The 14,738-nt window shown below is 74.2% G+C and carries 10 protein-coding genes and 1 pseudogene; 3 read left to right on the plus strand and 8 right to left on the minus strand.

Annotated features, from left to right (window positions below; genetic code table 11):
* Positions 1–77: 77 nt before the first annotated feature.
* Positions 78–1,346 (minus strand): cytochrome P450, encoded by a 1,269-nt coding sequence (locus tag P3T35_RS30060; RefSeq protein ID WP_101381965.1) that lies wholly within the window; start codon positions 1,344–1,346, stop codon positions 78–80.
* Positions 1,347–1,490: 144 nt separating this feature from the next.
* Here P3T35_RS30060 and P3T35_RS30065 point away from each other — a divergent pair, with 144 nt between their 5' ends.
* Positions 1,491–1,904 (plus strand): SDR family NAD(P)-dependent oxidoreductase, encoded by a 414-nt coding sequence (locus P3T35_RS30065; protein ID WP_107503361.1) that lies wholly within the window; start codon positions 1,491–1,493, stop codon positions 1,902–1,904.
* A gap of 10 nt (positions 1,905–1,914) precedes the next feature.
* On the opposite strand, the gene P3T35_RS30070 is transcribed toward P3T35_RS30065, so the two are convergent.
* The 6 genes from P3T35_RS30070 to P3T35_RS30095 all read right to left on the minus strand — a co-directional run bounded on the left by P3T35_RS30070 (position 1,915) and on the right by P3T35_RS30095 (position 9,516).
* Positions 1,915–2,910, minus strand: a complete 996-nt coding sequence (locus P3T35_RS30070) for a MazG family protein (protein ID WP_101381963.1) — start codon at positions 2,908–2,910, stop codon at positions 1,915–1,917.
* Positions 2,911–2,938: 28 nt separating this feature from the next.
* Positions 2,939–3,571: a SurA N-terminal domain-containing protein gene (locus P3T35_RS30075; RefSeq protein ID WP_101381962.1), complete on the minus strand. Its 633-nt coding sequence runs from the start codon at positions 3,569–3,571 to the stop codon at positions 2,939–2,941.
* 573 nt (positions 3,572–4,144) lie between these two features.
* Positions 4,145–5,845: a serine/threonine-protein kinase gene (locus tag P3T35_RS30080; RefSeq protein WP_280708512.1), complete on the minus strand. Its 1,701-nt coding sequence runs from the start codon at positions 5,843–5,845 to the stop codon at positions 4,145–4,147.
* Positions 5,842–6,471 carry a hypothetical protein gene (locus P3T35_RS30085; protein ID WP_180356562.1) on the minus strand — a complete coding sequence of 210 codons (630 nt, stop codon included), beginning with the start codon at positions 6,469–6,471 and terminating at the stop codon, positions 5,842–5,844. The genes P3T35_RS30080 and P3T35_RS30085 overlap by 4 nt, the downstream gene beginning before the upstream one ends.
* A 67-nt stretch (positions 6,472–6,538) precedes the next feature.
* Positions 6,539–7,231, minus strand: coding sequence for a spermidine synthase (locus P3T35_RS30090; protein WP_101381961.1), 693 nt, complete (start codon positions 7,229–7,231; stop codon positions 6,539–6,541).
* A 32-nt stretch (positions 7,232–7,263) separates the two neighbouring features.
* Positions 7,264–9,516 (minus strand): N-6 DNA methylase, encoded by a 2,253-nt coding sequence (locus P3T35_RS30095; RefSeq protein ID WP_280708515.1) that lies wholly within the window; start codon positions 9,514–9,516, stop codon positions 7,264–7,266.
* 213 nt (positions 9,517–9,729) lie between these two features.
* Here P3T35_RS30095 and P3T35_RS30100 point away from each other — a divergent pair, with 213 nt between their 5' ends.
* Complete coding sequence (locus P3T35_RS30100) at positions 9,730–10,314, plus strand: DUF4352 domain-containing protein (RefSeq protein WP_101381959.1); 585 nt, start codon at positions 9,730–9,732, stop codon at positions 10,312–10,314.
* Between the two features lie 43 nt (positions 10,315–10,357).
* Here P3T35_RS30100 and mfd read toward each other — a convergent pair whose 3' ends face one another.
* Positions 10,358–13,975 (minus strand): transcription-repair coupling factor, encoded by a 3,618-nt coding sequence (mfd, locus tag P3T35_RS30105; RefSeq protein WP_101381958.1) that lies wholly within the window; start codon positions 13,973–13,975, stop codon positions 10,358–10,360.
* A 536-nt stretch (positions 13,976–14,511) separates the two neighbouring features.
* Between mfd and P3T35_RS30110 the strand changes: the two are divergent.
* A pseudogene (locus P3T35_RS30110) lies at positions 14,512–14,738 on the plus strand (nucleotide sugar dehydrogenase); the annotation flags it as partial.

Here is a 14,738-nt window from a genome sequence, read left to right on the forward strand (position 1 = left end):
CGATTTGATCCGTATTCAGACCATCACTGCACCAATGCTTCCGACGCGCCGTCAGGGCGGCGGGAGTTCGCGCACACTCAGTTCTCGACCGCGTCCGCGGGCCTTTCGGGCGTGAACGAAACCGGCAGTTCGCGCAGTCCGCGCATGATCAGACCGCCGCGCCAGCGCAACTCCCCCGGCTCGGCGGCGAGTCGCAGGTCCGGCAGCCGGGTCAGCAGCGTGGCCAGCGCCCGCTGCCCCTCCAACCGGGCCAGCGGCGCGCCGATGCAGTAGTGGATGCCGTGCCCGAACCCCAGGTGCGGATTGTCCCGACGGGCCAGGTCCATGGTGTCCGGCTGGTCGAACCTGGCCGGATCGCGATCGGCCGCGGCCAGCACCACCAGCACCGGATCGCCGACCGGGATGTCCACCCCGCCGATGCTCAGCGGCGAGGTGGCGAACCGCCAGGTGGCCAGCTCCACCGGGCCGTCGTAGCGCAGCAGTTCCTCGACCGCGGTGGTCAGCAGCCCGGTCTCGCCGGCCGCCACCGAGGCCTGCAGGCGGGCCCGCTGCTCCGGGTGGTTCAGCAGCGCGAAGACGCCGTTGCCGATCAGGTTGACGGTCGTCTCGAAGCCTGCGAACAGCAGGATGAAGGCCATGGCGGCGGCCTCGTTCTCGGTCAGGTGCTCGCCGTGGTCGCTCGCCCGGATCAGACCGGAGATCAGGTCCTCGCCCAACTCCCCCCGCTTGCGGTGGATCAGCTCCAGCAGGTAGGCGCGCATCTTCTTGACCGCCCGGGCCACGCCGCCGCGCGGACCGCCGCCGTGACGGATCATCATCCCGGCCCAGTCCCGGAAGTCGTCCTGGTCCTCGGCCGGCACCCCCAGCAGGTCGCAGATCGCGTAGATCGGCAGCGGGAAAGCGAACTCATGGATCAGGTCGGCCGAGCCGCGCGCCGCGAAGGTGTCGATCAGCCGGTCGGTCAGGCGCTGCACCTGGGGCTCGAACTCGGCCACCCGGCGCGGGGTGAACGCCTTGGAGACCAGCCGCCGCAGCCGGGTGTGGTCCGGCGGGTCGATGTTCAGCAGGTGGGTCATCAGATCGGCCTGCCGCTCCCCCGGGATGCCGACCCGACCGGTGCGGTGCGCCTGCTCACTGTGGTGCGCCGGGTTCTTGGAGAGCCGGCCGTCGGCCAGCGCCTGCCGGGCGTCCGCATACCGCGTCACCAGCCAGGCGTCCACCCCGCTGGGCAGCGTGGTGCGGTGCACCGGGGCGTGCTCCCGCAGCCAGGCGTACGCCGGGTAGGGATCGGCGGCGAACTCCCAGGTGAACAGGGGCGGCATCGGGGCGGGCGGCTGGTTGGGCATGTCTTGACCGTATCCGTTCCCAAGTGGGAGTGAGTCTGGTCACCTGCCGGGTAATCCCTGTTGCGGAGGGTCAGGCGAAGCCTACGATCCCCGATTACATGGGTGGGCCACAGTGCGGTGGTGCCCACGGAGAGGAGTCAGGCCATGCGAGTAGCCGGGCAAGTGGTGGTCATCGCGGTGCTCGACGGCGGCGACGGCGACGCGCCGGCCCGCCGGTTCGCCGCAGCGGGAGCCACCGGTCTGCTGCTGGCGCACCCCCGGGTCGGCGTCGCCGAGGACCTGGCCGCCGCCCTGGACCGCACCGGCTGCCCGGTGATCGGCGTCTCCTCGGACATCCACCAGCCCAGCGACATCGCCGCCCTGGTCGACACCTGTGAGAAGCACCTGGGCCGGATCGACCTGTTCTGCGTGGCCGGCCCGGACGGCGAGCGGATCGTCACCCTGGCCGACCTCCCCGGCGACCTGGACCGGCTGGCCGAGCTGCTCTACCCGCTGAGCGAGGCGATCGGCGAACTGCTGCCGCCGCAGCGGGAGCCGGTCAGGCCCACCGCGGCCTGACCCGCCCCGCTCAGTCGGCCAGGCCCTCCGCGGCCCGCACGGCCGCCCGGTAGCCGCGCGCGGCGCGCCGCAGCGCCGCGTCCGGATCCACCCTCGCGTCGTGCGCCCGCTGCACCACGGCCAGCAGCAGGGCGCCCGCGCTCTCCTCGGTCAGCTCGGCCGGCAGCTCGTAGGGCGCGTCCGGCACCCCGGTGAAGTCCGCGCGCCGCACCCGGGAGACCAGCTTGGCCGCGTACGCCAGCGCCGGCAGCCCGCTCGGCACGCCGTCCAGCACCGACTCCCGGTCCTGCTTCTCGGCCGCCTTGAGCGCCTCCCAGTTGGCCTCCACCTGGTCCGTGGTCTCGGCGTCCGAGTCGGCGAAGACGTGCGGGTGACGGTAGACCAGCTTGTCCACGATGTCCCCGGCCACGTCGTCGATGGAGAACGGGTCCTCGGCGTGCTCCTCACCGATCCGGGAGTGGAAGAAGACCTGCAGCAGCACATCGCCGAGCTCCTCGCGCAGCGTCGCCCGGTCGCCCTCCTCGATCGCCTCGACCAGCTCGTAGGCCTCCTCGACCAGGTACTTCACCAGCGAGTCGTGGGTCTGCTCGGCGTCCCACGGGCAGCCGCCGGGCGACCGCAGCCGGTCCATCACCGCGACCAGGTCGAGCAGCCGGGCGCCGGGCAGGTCGTAGGAGCCGGGCAGCAGCTCGATCTCGGGCGCCTCGCCGGCCTGCTCCACCGCGATCCTGGCCAGCGCGTCGGTCAACCCCGGATCGCCGTCCTGGCCGCCCAGGAACACCAGCGGGGCCCGCTCGGTCAGCTCCCGGGCCAGCGCGGGCGCACTGGTCCGCTCGATCTGCTCGACCTCGATGCCGGCCTGCGCCAGCGCGGGCAGCTGCGGGTGCTCCCGGTCGGCGGCCAGCACCAGCGGCGCGCCGTGCAGCGCCTGCCAGGCGGGCCAGCTGAGCAGCCCGGGGGCGATCCGGTGGGTGGTGGTCAGCAGGGTCAGCTTCGAGGTCTCCACACCTCGAACCTACCGCCCCGCTGTGAACTCAGGCCGCGGCGCCGGACTGCGGCAGCCACGGCTCGCTCGGGGTGTCCAGCACCGCCTGCGCCGGATCCCAGCTGCCGTAGCGCGGGTTGATCGTCACCCGCAGCTCCTCCGAGGCGGTGGTCAGCAGCTGGTGCACCGCCTGGTTGCCGTCGGTGGTGCCCAGTTGCTGCCCGCTCACCTTGGCCAGCTTCTGCAGGCCGATCTGCTCGCGCAGGTAGCCGTCGATCGCCTGGGCCGGGACACCGTTGCGCAGCAGCAGGTTCTGCTCCAGGGCCGCCTCCCCGCCCAGGGCCGCGACCTCCTGCTGGCGCAGCTGGGCCACCTCGGTGTCGGAGACCGACAGCTGGTGGTCGGCCAGCGCGCGGGCCACCACCTGGTCGAAGACCATCCCGTAGACGGTCGCCCCGACCAGGCCCGCCTGCTCCTGGTACTGCCCACTGGGCAGCTTGGCCGCCTGGTCCCGGAACTCCGCCACCCGGGCCTCCACCTGCGCCACCGTGATCCGGTCCGAGCCGATCAGGGCGGCGGCCCCGGGCCGGGGCGGCTGGCCGCCGCAGGCGCTCAACGCCAGCGCGCCCAGCAGGACGCCGAGCGCGGGCAGGGTGCGGCGGACGGAGCTGCTGCGGATCACGCGGGGCCTCCCGGGCAGGACTGCGGTGGCGAAGTGGCCGAGACGTACTCCTGACGAGTCATGAGGATAGGGAGCGGGCCTGCCGTTGCCCAGACGTTGAACCGAACAGGTCACCGAGATGGACGATTTGGCGGATCGTCAGCTGATGGACTCAACTGACCGGGAGGCCTGCCTGGTTGGGGTTCGATCGTGGGAGACGCCCGGTCGGCCGAGGCTCAACCGAGGGGAGCACCGGGCTCGTTGGGGGCTCAGGCGAGCAGAGCCCCCGCCCGCTGGGGATCCACCCGACGGGCACGCCCGGTCGACCGGGGGCTCAACCGCCGGAACACGCGGCCGGTTGGGGGCTCAGCCGAGCAGAGCACCCGGCCAGCTGAGGAGTCAACCGACGGGCACGCCCGGCCGGCCGGAGCCCATCCGACGGAGACGCCCGATCGGCCGGGGGCTCAACCGCCGGAACACACGGCCGCTTGGGGGCTTGACCGAGCAGAGCACCCGACCCGCTGGGGAGCCAACCGACGGAGACGTCCGGCTGGCTGGGGCCCACCCGAGCAGAGCGCCCAGCACGTTGGAGGCTCAGCCGGCGGGGCGCCACCAGCTGGCGGTGCGCGGGTCGAGCGGCGACAGCCGGCCGGTGCGGTGCTGCTGCAGCTGGTCCAGGTGGCGGCGCAGCCGCAGCACGTCCGGGTGGTGCGGACCGAGCCGCGGCTCGCGGTCGAAGAGCAGCGCCAGCAGCCACTCCCAGGCGCCGTCCGGGTCGCCGGAACCGGCCAGCAGCAGGCCGATCCGCTCGCGCAGCTCGAAGCAGCGGGCCGGGTCGGTGTCCGCCCCCTCGGCCAGCCGGGCCGTGCAGTCGGCCAGCAGCGCCCGGTACTCGGCCAGCGCCTCGGTCACCCGGCCGAGTTGCTCCAGGCAGGCGGCCGTCCGGCGCCGGTGCTCCAGCGCGGGCAGGGCGCGCGGGCCGTGCTCTGCCACCGCGGCGGCCGCCAGCAGCTGGTACTCCGGCAGCGCGGCCCGGTACTGGCCCTCCTGCAGCAGGGTGCGGGCGTAGATGGTGCGCAGCGTGGTGACCAGCGGGGCGTGCTCGCCGTGCCGGGCCCGGGCCTGCGGCAGCAGCCGGCCGGCCAGGTCGATCACCTCGGCGTAGCGCTGGGCGGCCAGCAGGTCGGAGACCTGTCCGCAGGCGGCGGCCAGGTCGGTGACGGGTGCGGCGGCGGGCGGTGCGGCGAGCGATGGGGGCACGCCCCCAGCCATGGGGGTCCCCCCGGCCGGAGGCTGGGGGAGGCCGGGAGGTACCCCCACCCGGCTGAAGGCTGAGGAGGGAACGGGTTGGCTGCTGGTCGGCTCGGGGACCGGGTGCTGCGGGTGGCGGAACGGGACGGTCGGGTCCGGCACCGTCCCGTACGGCCGCGGCGGCTCCGGTTCGGTCGCGGGCAGCAGCGGCCGCAGCCGCCCGAACACCTGCTGCGCGTCCGCGGGCCGGTCCGCCGGGGCCTTGGCCAGCAGGTCGAGCACCAGCGCCTCCAGCTCGGCCGGCACCTCGGCGCGCAGCTGCCGCAGCGGCACCGGCGGATCGTCCACCTGGCGGCGCAGCACCCCGAGCACGGTGGGGGCCCGGAACGGCTCCTCGCCGGTGAGCATCTCGTGCAGCAGGCAGCCGAGCGCGTAGAGGTCGCTGCGGGCGTCCACGGTGCCGGAGAGGGCCTGTTCGGGGGCCATGTAGGAGGGGCTGCCGATCGGTACGCCGGTGAGGGTGAGCCGGGTGTGGTCGCCGTCCAGCGCGGTGGCGATGCCGAGGTCGAGCAGCACCACCCGGCCGTCCGGGCGGACCATCACATTGCTCGGCTTCAGGTCCCGGTGGACCACCGGGACGGCGTGCACCACCGAGAGCGCGGCGCAGATCTGGGCCGCCACCGCGGCCGCCCAGGACACCGGCAGCGGGCCCTCCTCGGCGATCAGGTCGCCCAGGCCGATGCCGGGTAGGCGCTGCATCACCAGGTAGAGCTCGCCCGCGTCCTCACCGGCGTCGAAGACGGTGACCAGGCCCGGGTGGTCGAGGCCGGCGGTGATCCGGCACTCGCGCAGGAAGCGCCTGCGCAGGTCGTCGCGGAGCTCCGCGGTGTCGGCCGGGCCGGGCAGCAAGTCGGCGCGGAGCAGCTTGACCGCCACCCGCCGGTCCAGGCGCTCGTCGTAGCCGGCCCAAACCTGGCCCATGCCGCCGTGTCCGATCTTCTCGGCGAGCCGGTAGCGCCCGCCGATCAGCCGCTCCCGGGTCACCGCCGGTCGCCCCCGGCCTGACGGCGCAGCAGCTCGCCGAGCTCCCGGAGGTCGTCGGTGGGGGTCGACGGGGCCTGGACGGGAGGCTGATCCTGGACGAGCGGCCGGTCCTGGACGGGAAGCCGGTCCTGAACAGGCGGCCGGTCCTGGACGAGCGGCCGGTCCTGGACGGGAAGCCGGTCCTGAACAGGCGGCCGGTCCTGAACGGGCGGGGCCGGGGCGTATCCGGCGACGGGCTGCGGGTACGCCCCGTACGGCTGCGGATACGGGTACCCCGGCGCGGACTTCGGCCGGCCGCGCTCCCAGACCGCACGGCGGTCCATCAGCAGGAAGTGGATCGGCGTGCCGAAGATCAGCAGCAGCACCAGGCAGACGCCGGCCTTGTTGGCCGGGCCGCTCGAGTCCTTCCCGGACAGCACGGCGCAGACCATCATCGCCAGCTCCGTCACGGCGACCGCCACCGCGCCGGCCACGTCCGCCTTCCGCTTGCGCCGGGCCGCCAGCACGACGGCCGGCACGAAGCTGAAGAACGTCAGCGTCACCAGCGGCACCAGGCAGATCGCCGCCTTCGCCCACACCGTGAGCGGTCCCTTCACCGTGGGCTGCAGCGGTGGTTGATACGTCATCAGCGAGCTCCCCCGGGTGACACGGCCGTCAGCGAGGGAAACCGTACCGCCCGGCAGGCGCGGGTGGTCAGGGGCGCCTGCCCAGGTGCACCACATCGGGCACACCGCGGCTCACCGGGATCTCCACGGTGTGCACGTCCGCGAACCCCGCCGCGCGCAGGGCGTCCTCGAAGGCGGCGGAGGGTCGGGCGCTCCACACCGCCAGGATGCCGCCCGGGTGCAGCCGGGCCCGGGCGGTGGCCAGGCCGGCCGGGCCGTAGAGGCCGTCGTTGGAGTCGGTGACCGTCCAGTCCGGGCCGTTGTCGATGTCCAGGCACAGCGCGTCGTAGCGGTCCTCGGTGGTGGCCAGGTAGTCGACCAGGTCGATCTGGCGGATCGTCACCCGCGGGTCGGCCAGCGCCGCGCCGGAGATCTCCCCGAGCGGGCCGGTGCGGTGCCAGTCGATGATCGCCGGCTCCCGCTCGGCGACCGTGATCGCACCCCAGCGCGGCTCGGCGGCGGCATGGGCCAGCGAGAACCCGACCCCCAGGCCGCCGATCAGCACCGACGGGCGCTCGGCGGTGAGCCGCTCCAGCGCGGCGTCGACCAGCAGCCGTTCCGAGCGGCCGTCGGCGGTGTCCATCAGGAAGCAGCCGTTGGCGATGATCTCGTGGTCGGCCCCGCGCCGGCGCAGCACCACCTCGCCGAACGGGCCGTCGCGCCGGTCGAGCACCACGGGTTCACCGGCCTGGTCCCTGGTCGGCAGCTGATCGGTGGTCATGCGGGATCACCTTTCGCGGAGGGCTGGTCCGTTCAACGTACCGTCAGCTCGCCGTCCGCCAGGCCGTCGGTGAGCCCCTGGGCCAGCAGGCTGCCGAGCCGGGCGGCGCGGCGCAGCCTGGTCTCGAAGGCGGCGGCGCGGCGGAACGCCTCGCCGAGCTCGCGCTGGCGCTCGATCGGCAGCCGGGGCAGCTGGACCCGGCGGACGTCGAGCCGGGTGGTGGTGGAGGCGTGGCTGCTGGCCCAGCGGCTGCCGGCGGTGGAGCGCAGCCGGCCGGCCAGGTACTCGGGGTCGAGCAGTTCGGGGTCGGGGCGGAGCAGGTGCAGCCGGGCGCCGAGCGCCGCGCCGTCGGCCGGCTCACCGGGCCGGACCACCAGGGCGGTGCCGCCGCCGAGCACCGGCACCAGGACGTCGCCTGGCCGGGCGCGCAGCACCGCGCCGCCGGCGCCGTCGCCGTCGAGCACGGCGCCGGGCGGCTGGTCGTCGGTCAGGTCCTGGTCGGTCAGCACCGGGGTGCCGGCGGCGGCGGCGACTGCCGTGGGGGTCCCCCCGGCCGAAGGCTGGGGGAGGGTGGCCGGCCCCTGGCCCGAGGAGTACACCTCCAGCACGCCGGTCCTGGCCAGCTCGCCCAGTGTGGTGAGCGGGGTGCCGGCCGGCTCGGCGGGCTCGGTGACGGCGGGCAGTTGCCGGTCCAGCGCGGCCAGGGCGGTCAGTTCCTCGGCGAGCCGGTCGCGCAGCCGGTCGAGCTCCCGGGCGCCGCCGGGGGCGGCGGGCGGCGGCAGGTGGCGGGCCGGGGCCAGGTCGGTCTCGTCGTCGAGCAGGTCGATGGCGTCCAACACCCGGTGCACGCCGGGCCGTTCGGCGGGCAGCGGCTCGCCCTGGCGGACCGCCCGGTCGAAGCCGGTCCAGGTGTCCAGCACGGTGCGGTGCAGTTCGGGCCAGTCGATCCGGTCGCGGCCGCCGGCGGCACCGGCCGGCTGGGTGGCGGCCGCGTCGAGCAGCAGCAGGCGGCGGGTGGCGGCGGGCTCCTGCTGTTCGGGGCGGCGCAGCAGCCACAGGTGCAGCGGCACGCCGAACGGCGGGGCGGCGCCGGCGGGCAGCGCGACCACCGCGCGCAGGGCGCCGCCGCGCAGCAGTTCGGCCCGCAGCCGGCGCCCGGAGCGGCGGGAGGCGACGGTGGGCGGCAGCAGCACGGCGGTCAGGCCGCCGGGGCGAGTGTGGGCCAGGCAGTGCAGCAGCCAGGCGAGTTCGGGTTCGGTGCGGGGCGGGGCCTGGTCGAACAGCCAGCGCGGGTCGTACCGCAACTCGTCGTGGCCCCAGTCGCGTTCGTTGTAGGGCGGGCGGCAGAGCACCGCGTCGGCGAGCAGGCCGGGGTGGGCGTCGGCCCGCAGCGCGTCACCGGCCCCGAGGTACAGGGGCAGCGGCCCGGGGGCGGTCGGGGGAGCGTGCAGGGCGAGCCGCAGCATGGCGGCGCCGGCGGCGCCGCGGTCGCGCTCCTGGCCGTACCGGACGGCCTCGGGGCCAACGGCGAGCAGGGTGGCGCCGAGGCCGCAGGCCGGGTCGAGCACCGCGGCGGGCCGGTCGGCGGCGGCCAGCGCGGCGAGCAGGGCGGCCGGCTGCGGCGGCAGCAGCGGCTGGCGGGCAGCGCCCTCGGTGGCGCGGCTCAGCAGTTGCTCGTAGCCGGCGGCCGGGCCGCCGTCCCGGGCCAGCGCCACCAGCAGGCGGACCAGGCCGAGTTGGGTGCTGCCGAGCAGCCGGGGCAGGTCGAGCAGGGCGCTGCTGTGCGGGCCGAGCAGTTCGTCGGCCAGTTCGGCCAGCTCGCGCGGCAGGGCCAGGGCCAGGGCGGTGTCGGACTGTTCGGCCAGCGCCGCCCAGCGCTCCGGGCGGCGGTGCAGCAGGAGCAGCACGGCGCCGGCCAGCACCAGCGGCCTTCCCCCAGCCTTCGGCCGGGTGGGGGTGCCTCCCGGCCTCCCCCAGCCGCCGGCCGGGGGGACCCCGATGGCTGGGGGCGTGCCGCCATGCCCGGCGGCGGGCTCGGCGCCGGCCGGCTCGCGAAGCGCCTCCAGCTGCTGGTGGCAGCGCTCCAGGAGCGGCAGTTCGGCGATCTTGCCCTGGCGGCGCAGCCACTCCTCGACCTGGTCGAGCGCGAAGCTCGGGCTGCTGTCGGTGCCGCCGACCGGCTGCGGGAAGTCGGGGTGCCGGCGGCGCCAGTTGCTCACGGCGGCCCGGCCGACCCCGGCCAGCCGGGCGATTTCGACGGGGGTCACCTCGGGGCGCTCCGACACGGCGCAACTCCTCTGTGTGCGGGGGCTGTGGCCGCCCAGCATAGCCAGCGATCCGCGAACTTCCCCGTTCACACGTGAACGAGGACGTTCGCTGTTTTCCTGTTGACCTTGTTCACAGCATCTGATGTAGTGATGGCAACGCACCGGACGGCGAACCCGCCGACCGGCTGCATCCAACAAACCCAGCCACATCGTGTGAACAGAGGACCCGCCATGCGCCGCACCGCCGCCCTGCTGACCGGCACCGCCCTGCTCGCCCTGGCCGTCACCGCCTGCGGGCCGACCGGCGGCAACACGGTCTCCACCCAGCCCAAGCAGACCGCCGCCGCATCCGCCGCCGGCGGCCAAGGCAGCAAGGCCCCGGCGAGCAAGGGCCCGTCGGTCGCCAAGGTCGGCGACACCATCGGGCTCAAGGGCATGAACGCGGGTGCGTCCGCCGACATCACCGTCGTCAAGGTGGTCGACAACGCGCAGAGCGCCACGGACGGCATCAACCCGGCCGACGGCAAGCGCTGGATCGCCGTCCAGTTCCGGATCAAGAACACCGGCACCGCCGCCTACAGCGACGCGCCGTCCAACGGCGCCACCGTGCTGGACGACCAGGGCCAGTCCTACAACTCGGTGGTCGCCGACACCACCGCCGGGCAGAGCTTCCCGACGCCGCTCAACATCGCCGCCGGTGACAGCGCGCTCGGCTTCATCACCTTCGAGGTCCCGACCGGCACCAAGCTGGCCAAGGCGCAGTTCACCCTGGACAGCGGCTTCGCCGACCAGACCGGTCAGTGGCAGCTGGGCTGAGCGGTCGAGGCCCAGGGCCTGGGCCTCGACCGGGCGAGCGGGCCTACTTGGCGCCCGCCAGCTCCTCGAACATGGTGCTCAGGAAGGTGCCGCACCAGGCGAGCAGCTCCCGCCCCACCACCGGCTTCCCGCCGATCCGCGCGGTGGCCGGCCGCGGCACCAGCAGCTGCGAGGTGGCCGCCTTGACCTGGCTGCGCGGGTAGATCCGGTTCAGCCGCAGCGTCTGCGACTCGCGCAGCTCGACCGGCCCGAACCGGACGAAGTTGCCCTGCAGCGTGATGTCGGCGACCCCGCAGCGCCGCGCGTACAGCCGCAGCGCGGCCACCATCAGCAGGTTCTCCACCGGGTCCGGCAACTTGCCGTAGCGGTCCGTCAGTTCGGCCCGGACCTGCTCGATGTCCGGCTCCGAGTTGACCGCCGCGATCGAGCGGTAGGCCTGCAACCGCAGCCGCTCGCCCGGTGCGTAGTCGTGCGGCACGTGGGCGTCCACCGGCAGCTCGATCTTCACCTCCAGCGGCTCCTCCTCCGGCTCGCCGCCCGCCTCCAGCGACTCCCGGAACTCCGCCACCGCCTCGCCGACCATCCGCATGTAGAGGTCGAAGCCGACGCCCGCGATGTGCCCGGACTGCTCGCCGCCGAGCAGGTTGCCGGCGCCGCGGATCTCCAGGTCCTTCATCGCCACGTACATGCCCGCGCCCATCTCGGTGTGCTGGGCGATGGTGGCGAGGCGCTCGTGGGCGGTCTCGGTGAGCGGCTTCTCCGGCGGGTAGAGCATGTAGGCGTAGCCGCGCTCGCGACCGCGGCCGACCCGGCCACGCAGCTGGTGCAGCTGGGAGAGGCCGAAGGTGTCGCCGCGCTCCACGATCAGGGTGTTGGCGTTGGAGATGTCGATGCCCGACTCCACGATCGTGGTGGAGACCAGCACGTCGAACTCCTTCTCCCAGAAGTCGACCACCACCTTCTCCAGTTGGGTCTCGCCCATCTGGCCGTGCGCGGTGGCGACCCGGGCCTCCGGCACCAGGTCCTTCAGCCGGGCGGCCGCCTTGTCGATCGACTCCACCCGGTTGTGGATGTAGAAGACCTGGCCCTCGCGCAGCAGTTCACGCCGGATCGCCGCCGAGATCTGCTTCTCGTCGTACGGGCCGACGAAGGTCAACACCGGGTGCCGCTCCTCCGGCGGGGTGGTGATGGTGGACATCTCGCGGATCCCGGTGACCGCCATCTCCAGGGTGCGCGGGATCGGGGTGGCGGACATGGTCAGCACGTCGACGTTGGCCCGCAGCTTCTTCAGCTGCTCCTTGTGCTCGACGCCGAACCGCTGCTCCTCGTCGACGATCACCAGGCCAAGGTCCTTGAACTTGGTCTCCGAGGAGAACAGCCGGTGGGTGCCGATCACCACGTCCACCGAACCGTCCCGCAGGCCCTCCAGCACCGCCTTGGCCTCGGTGTCGGTCTGGAACCGGGAGAGCGCCTTCACCGCGACCGGGAAGTTGGCGTACCGCTCGGCGAAGGTGGAGAAGTGCTGCTGCACCAGCAGCGTGGTGGGCACCAGCACCGCCACCTGCTTGCCGTCCTGCACCGCCTTGAAGGCGGCGCGCACCGCGATCTCGGTCTTGCCGTAGCCCACGTCACCGCAGATCAGCCGGTCCATCGGGACCGACTTCTCCATGTCCGACTTCACCTCGGCGATGGTGGTCAGCTGGTCGGGCGTCTCCGCGTACGGGAAGGCGTCCTCCAGCTCGCGCTGCCAGGGGGTGTCCGGGCCGAAGGTGTGGCCCGGCGCGGCCATCCGGGCGCTGTAGAGCCTGATCAGGTCGGCGGCGATCTCCTTGACCGCCTTCTTGGCGCGCTGCTTGGTCTTCGCCCAGTCCGCGCCGCCGAGCCGGTGCAGCGTCGGGGCCTCGCCACCGACGTACTTGGTCACCTGGTCCAGCTGGTCGGTCGGCACGAAGAGCCGGTCGCCGGGGTGCCCTCGCTTGGCCGGCGCGTACTCCAGCACCAGGTACTCGCGGGTCGCGCCCTGCACGGTGCGCTGCACCATCTCGACGTAGCGGCCGACCCCGTGCGCCTCGTGCACCACGTAGTCGCCGGCCGCCAGGGCCAGCGGGTCGATCGCGTTGCGCCGCCGGGACGGCATCCGGCGCATGTCCTTGGTCGAGGAGCGCTGGCCCGACAGGTCGGTCTCGGTGACCACGGTCAGCTTGAGCGACTCGTCCACGAAGCCGTGCTCGATCGAGCCGCAGCAGACGTAGACCACGTCCCTGGTGGGCGCCTCCGCCAGGTCGGGCACCAGCCGGGCCGGGATGCCCTCGTTGCCCAGCACCTCGGCCAACCGGGCGGCCGGTCCCTGGCCCTCCGTCACCATGACGACCCGCCAGTCGGCGGCCAGCCGCTCCTTGGCGTCCGCGATCGCCCGGGCGGTGTCGCCGCGGTAGGCCTCCACGGCGTGCATGCCCAGGGTCAGGGTGTTGGTGTCGACCTCTAGCAGCGCGCTGACCTCGGAGTCCGAGGTCGCGAACGGGCTGACGGACCACCAGGGCAGCCCGATGTCCCGGGCGTGCTCGCGCACCTCGGCCAGCGAGCGCAGCGACGCCGCCGAGACGTCGATCTGCTCCACGTCGATCGGCCGGTCGCCGCCCGCCGCGGCCGCCACCCAGGAGGCGTGCAGGAACTCCTGACTGGTCGCCACCAGATCGGCGGCCCGGGTGCGCACCCGCTCCGGATCGCAGACCACCGCCACCGAGCCGGCCGGCAGCACGTCGAGCAGCAGCTCCATGTCGTCCACCAGCACCGGGGCCAGCGACTCCATGCCCTCGACCGCGATCCCCTCGGCGATCTTGTCCAGGATCTCGGCCAGCTCCGGGTGCCGCTGGGCCAGCTCGGCGGCCCGGGCCCGCACCTCGTCGGTCAGCAGCAGCTCGCGGCACGGCGGCGCCCACAGGCCGTGCTGGGCGATCTCCAGGGAGCGCTGGTCGGCGACCTTGAAGTAGCGGATCTCCTCGACGTCGTCGCCCCAGAACTCCACCCGCAGCGGGTGCTCCTCGGTCGGCGGGAAGACGTCCAGGATGCCGCCGCGGACCGCGAACTCGCCGCGCTTCTCGACCAGTTCGACCCGGGCGTAGGCGGCGGCCGCGAGCTTGCGGGCCACCTCCTGCAGATCGTGCGTCTCACCGCGCTGCAGCGCCACCGGCTCCAGCTCGGCCAGGCCCTTGACCTGCGGCTGCAGCACCGAGCGGACCGGAGCCACGACCACCTGCACCGGCCCCGCGGTCGTGTCATCGGCCGCCGGATGGACGATCCGCCGCAGCACCGCGAGCCGTCGGCCCACCGTGTCCGAGCGGGGCGACAGCCGCTCGTGCGGCAGCGTCTCCCAGGCGGGGAACTCGGCCACCGCGTCCGGCGGCAGCAGCGAGCGCAGGCTGGCGGCCAGGTCCTCGGCCTCCCGGCCGGTGGCGGTCACCGCCAGCACCGGGCGGCCGCGCTCTCCGGCGCCGGCCGCCAGCGAGCGGGCCAGCGCGGCGACCACGAACGGCCGGGCGGCGGGCGGGCCGACCAGATCCAGGTGCGGCCGGTGGCTGCCACCGGACGTGGCCGCCGCTTCGAGTGCCTCGGCGAGGGCGGGGTCACGGACCACGACATCGAGCAAACCGGTCAGGCTCATGCGTTCATTCGTCCCGTGGGGTCGCGGCGGAACGCCCGGCGGCTGGAGCAGCTGCAGCCGGGCAGCTTGAGGCGCCCGGCGCAAGGATTGCTGGGGCCGGGTCGCGCCTCCAGGGTACGCCGCACGGCCCGCCCCGACGCGGCCAGCACGGCCCGCCCCGGGCCGGCCGGGCGCCTCACGGGCCGCCGGGCGACCACCCGGTGCGAAGATCGGGCCCAGTGGCCGATTGTCAGGAGAAGGACACACTCCGGTCACTGCGCGTCCATGGACACCGCGCAGGATGAGGCACGTGCTCGCCGCTCCAACCGTGGGGGATGGCGCCGCGAGCCCAACGCGCTCCGATGGGGGTCGGGGTGCGAGGCCGGGCGACCCTGGGTGGGGGCGCCCGCCCGACCGTCGGGAGTCGGGGCGCCCTGTCCTGGAGGGCGCCCCGGGTCCTGGACGTACGTGCTGCCGCACCCCTCGTTCCAGTGATATTCGCGCCGGGGTCGCACTTTCCCGGCTTCCCACCGAATGCGCTCCCTAGGCTGACCGTCATGCGTGTGGTCATCGCCGGCCAGGGCTACGTCGGGCTCCCGCTCGCGGTCCGCGCGGCCGAAGTCGGTCATCAGGTCATCGGGTACGAGATCGACCAGCTCCGGGTCGAGCGGCTGGCCCGCGGCGACTCCTACGTGGAGGACATCCCGGCCGACCGGCTCCGCCCGCTGCTGGCGGCCGGCCGCTACCGCCCCACCGCCGACCCCGCCGAACTGGCCGGCTTCGA

Origin of the sequence: Kitasatospora sp. GP30, assembly GCF_029892145.1 — a bacterium.
GTDB classification, from domain to species: Bacteria; Actinomycetota; Actinomycetes; order Streptomycetales; family Streptomycetaceae; genus Kitasatospora; species Kitasatospora acidiphila.

What these genes read in the sequence shown, in the direction of transcription:
- P3T35_RS30060 (WP_101381965.1), bottom strand. Translation starts at nt 1,346, where the DNA reads ATGCCCAACCAGCCGCCCGCCCCGATGCCGCCCCTGTTCACCTGGGAG.
- P3T35_RS30065 (WP_107503361.1), top strand. Translation starts at nt 1,491, where the DNA reads ATGCGAGTAGCCGGGCAAGTGGTGGTCATCGCGGTGCTCGACGGCGGC.
- P3T35_RS30085 (WP_180356562.1), bottom strand. Translation starts at nt 6,471, where the DNA reads ATGACGTATCAACCACCGCTGCAGCCCACGGTGAAGGGACCGCTCACG.
- P3T35_RS30090 (WP_101381961.1), bottom strand. Translation starts at nt 7,231, where the DNA reads ATGACCACCGATCAGCTGCCGACCAGGGACCAGGCCGGTGAACCCGTG.
- P3T35_RS30100 (WP_101381959.1), top strand. Translation starts at nt 9,730, where the DNA reads ATGCGCCGCACCGCCGCCCTGCTGACCGGCACCGCCCTGCTCGCCCTG.
- mfd (WP_101381958.1), bottom strand. Translation starts at nt 13,975, where the DNA reads ATGAGCCTGACCGGTTTGCTCGATGTCGTGGTCCGTGACCCCGCCCTC.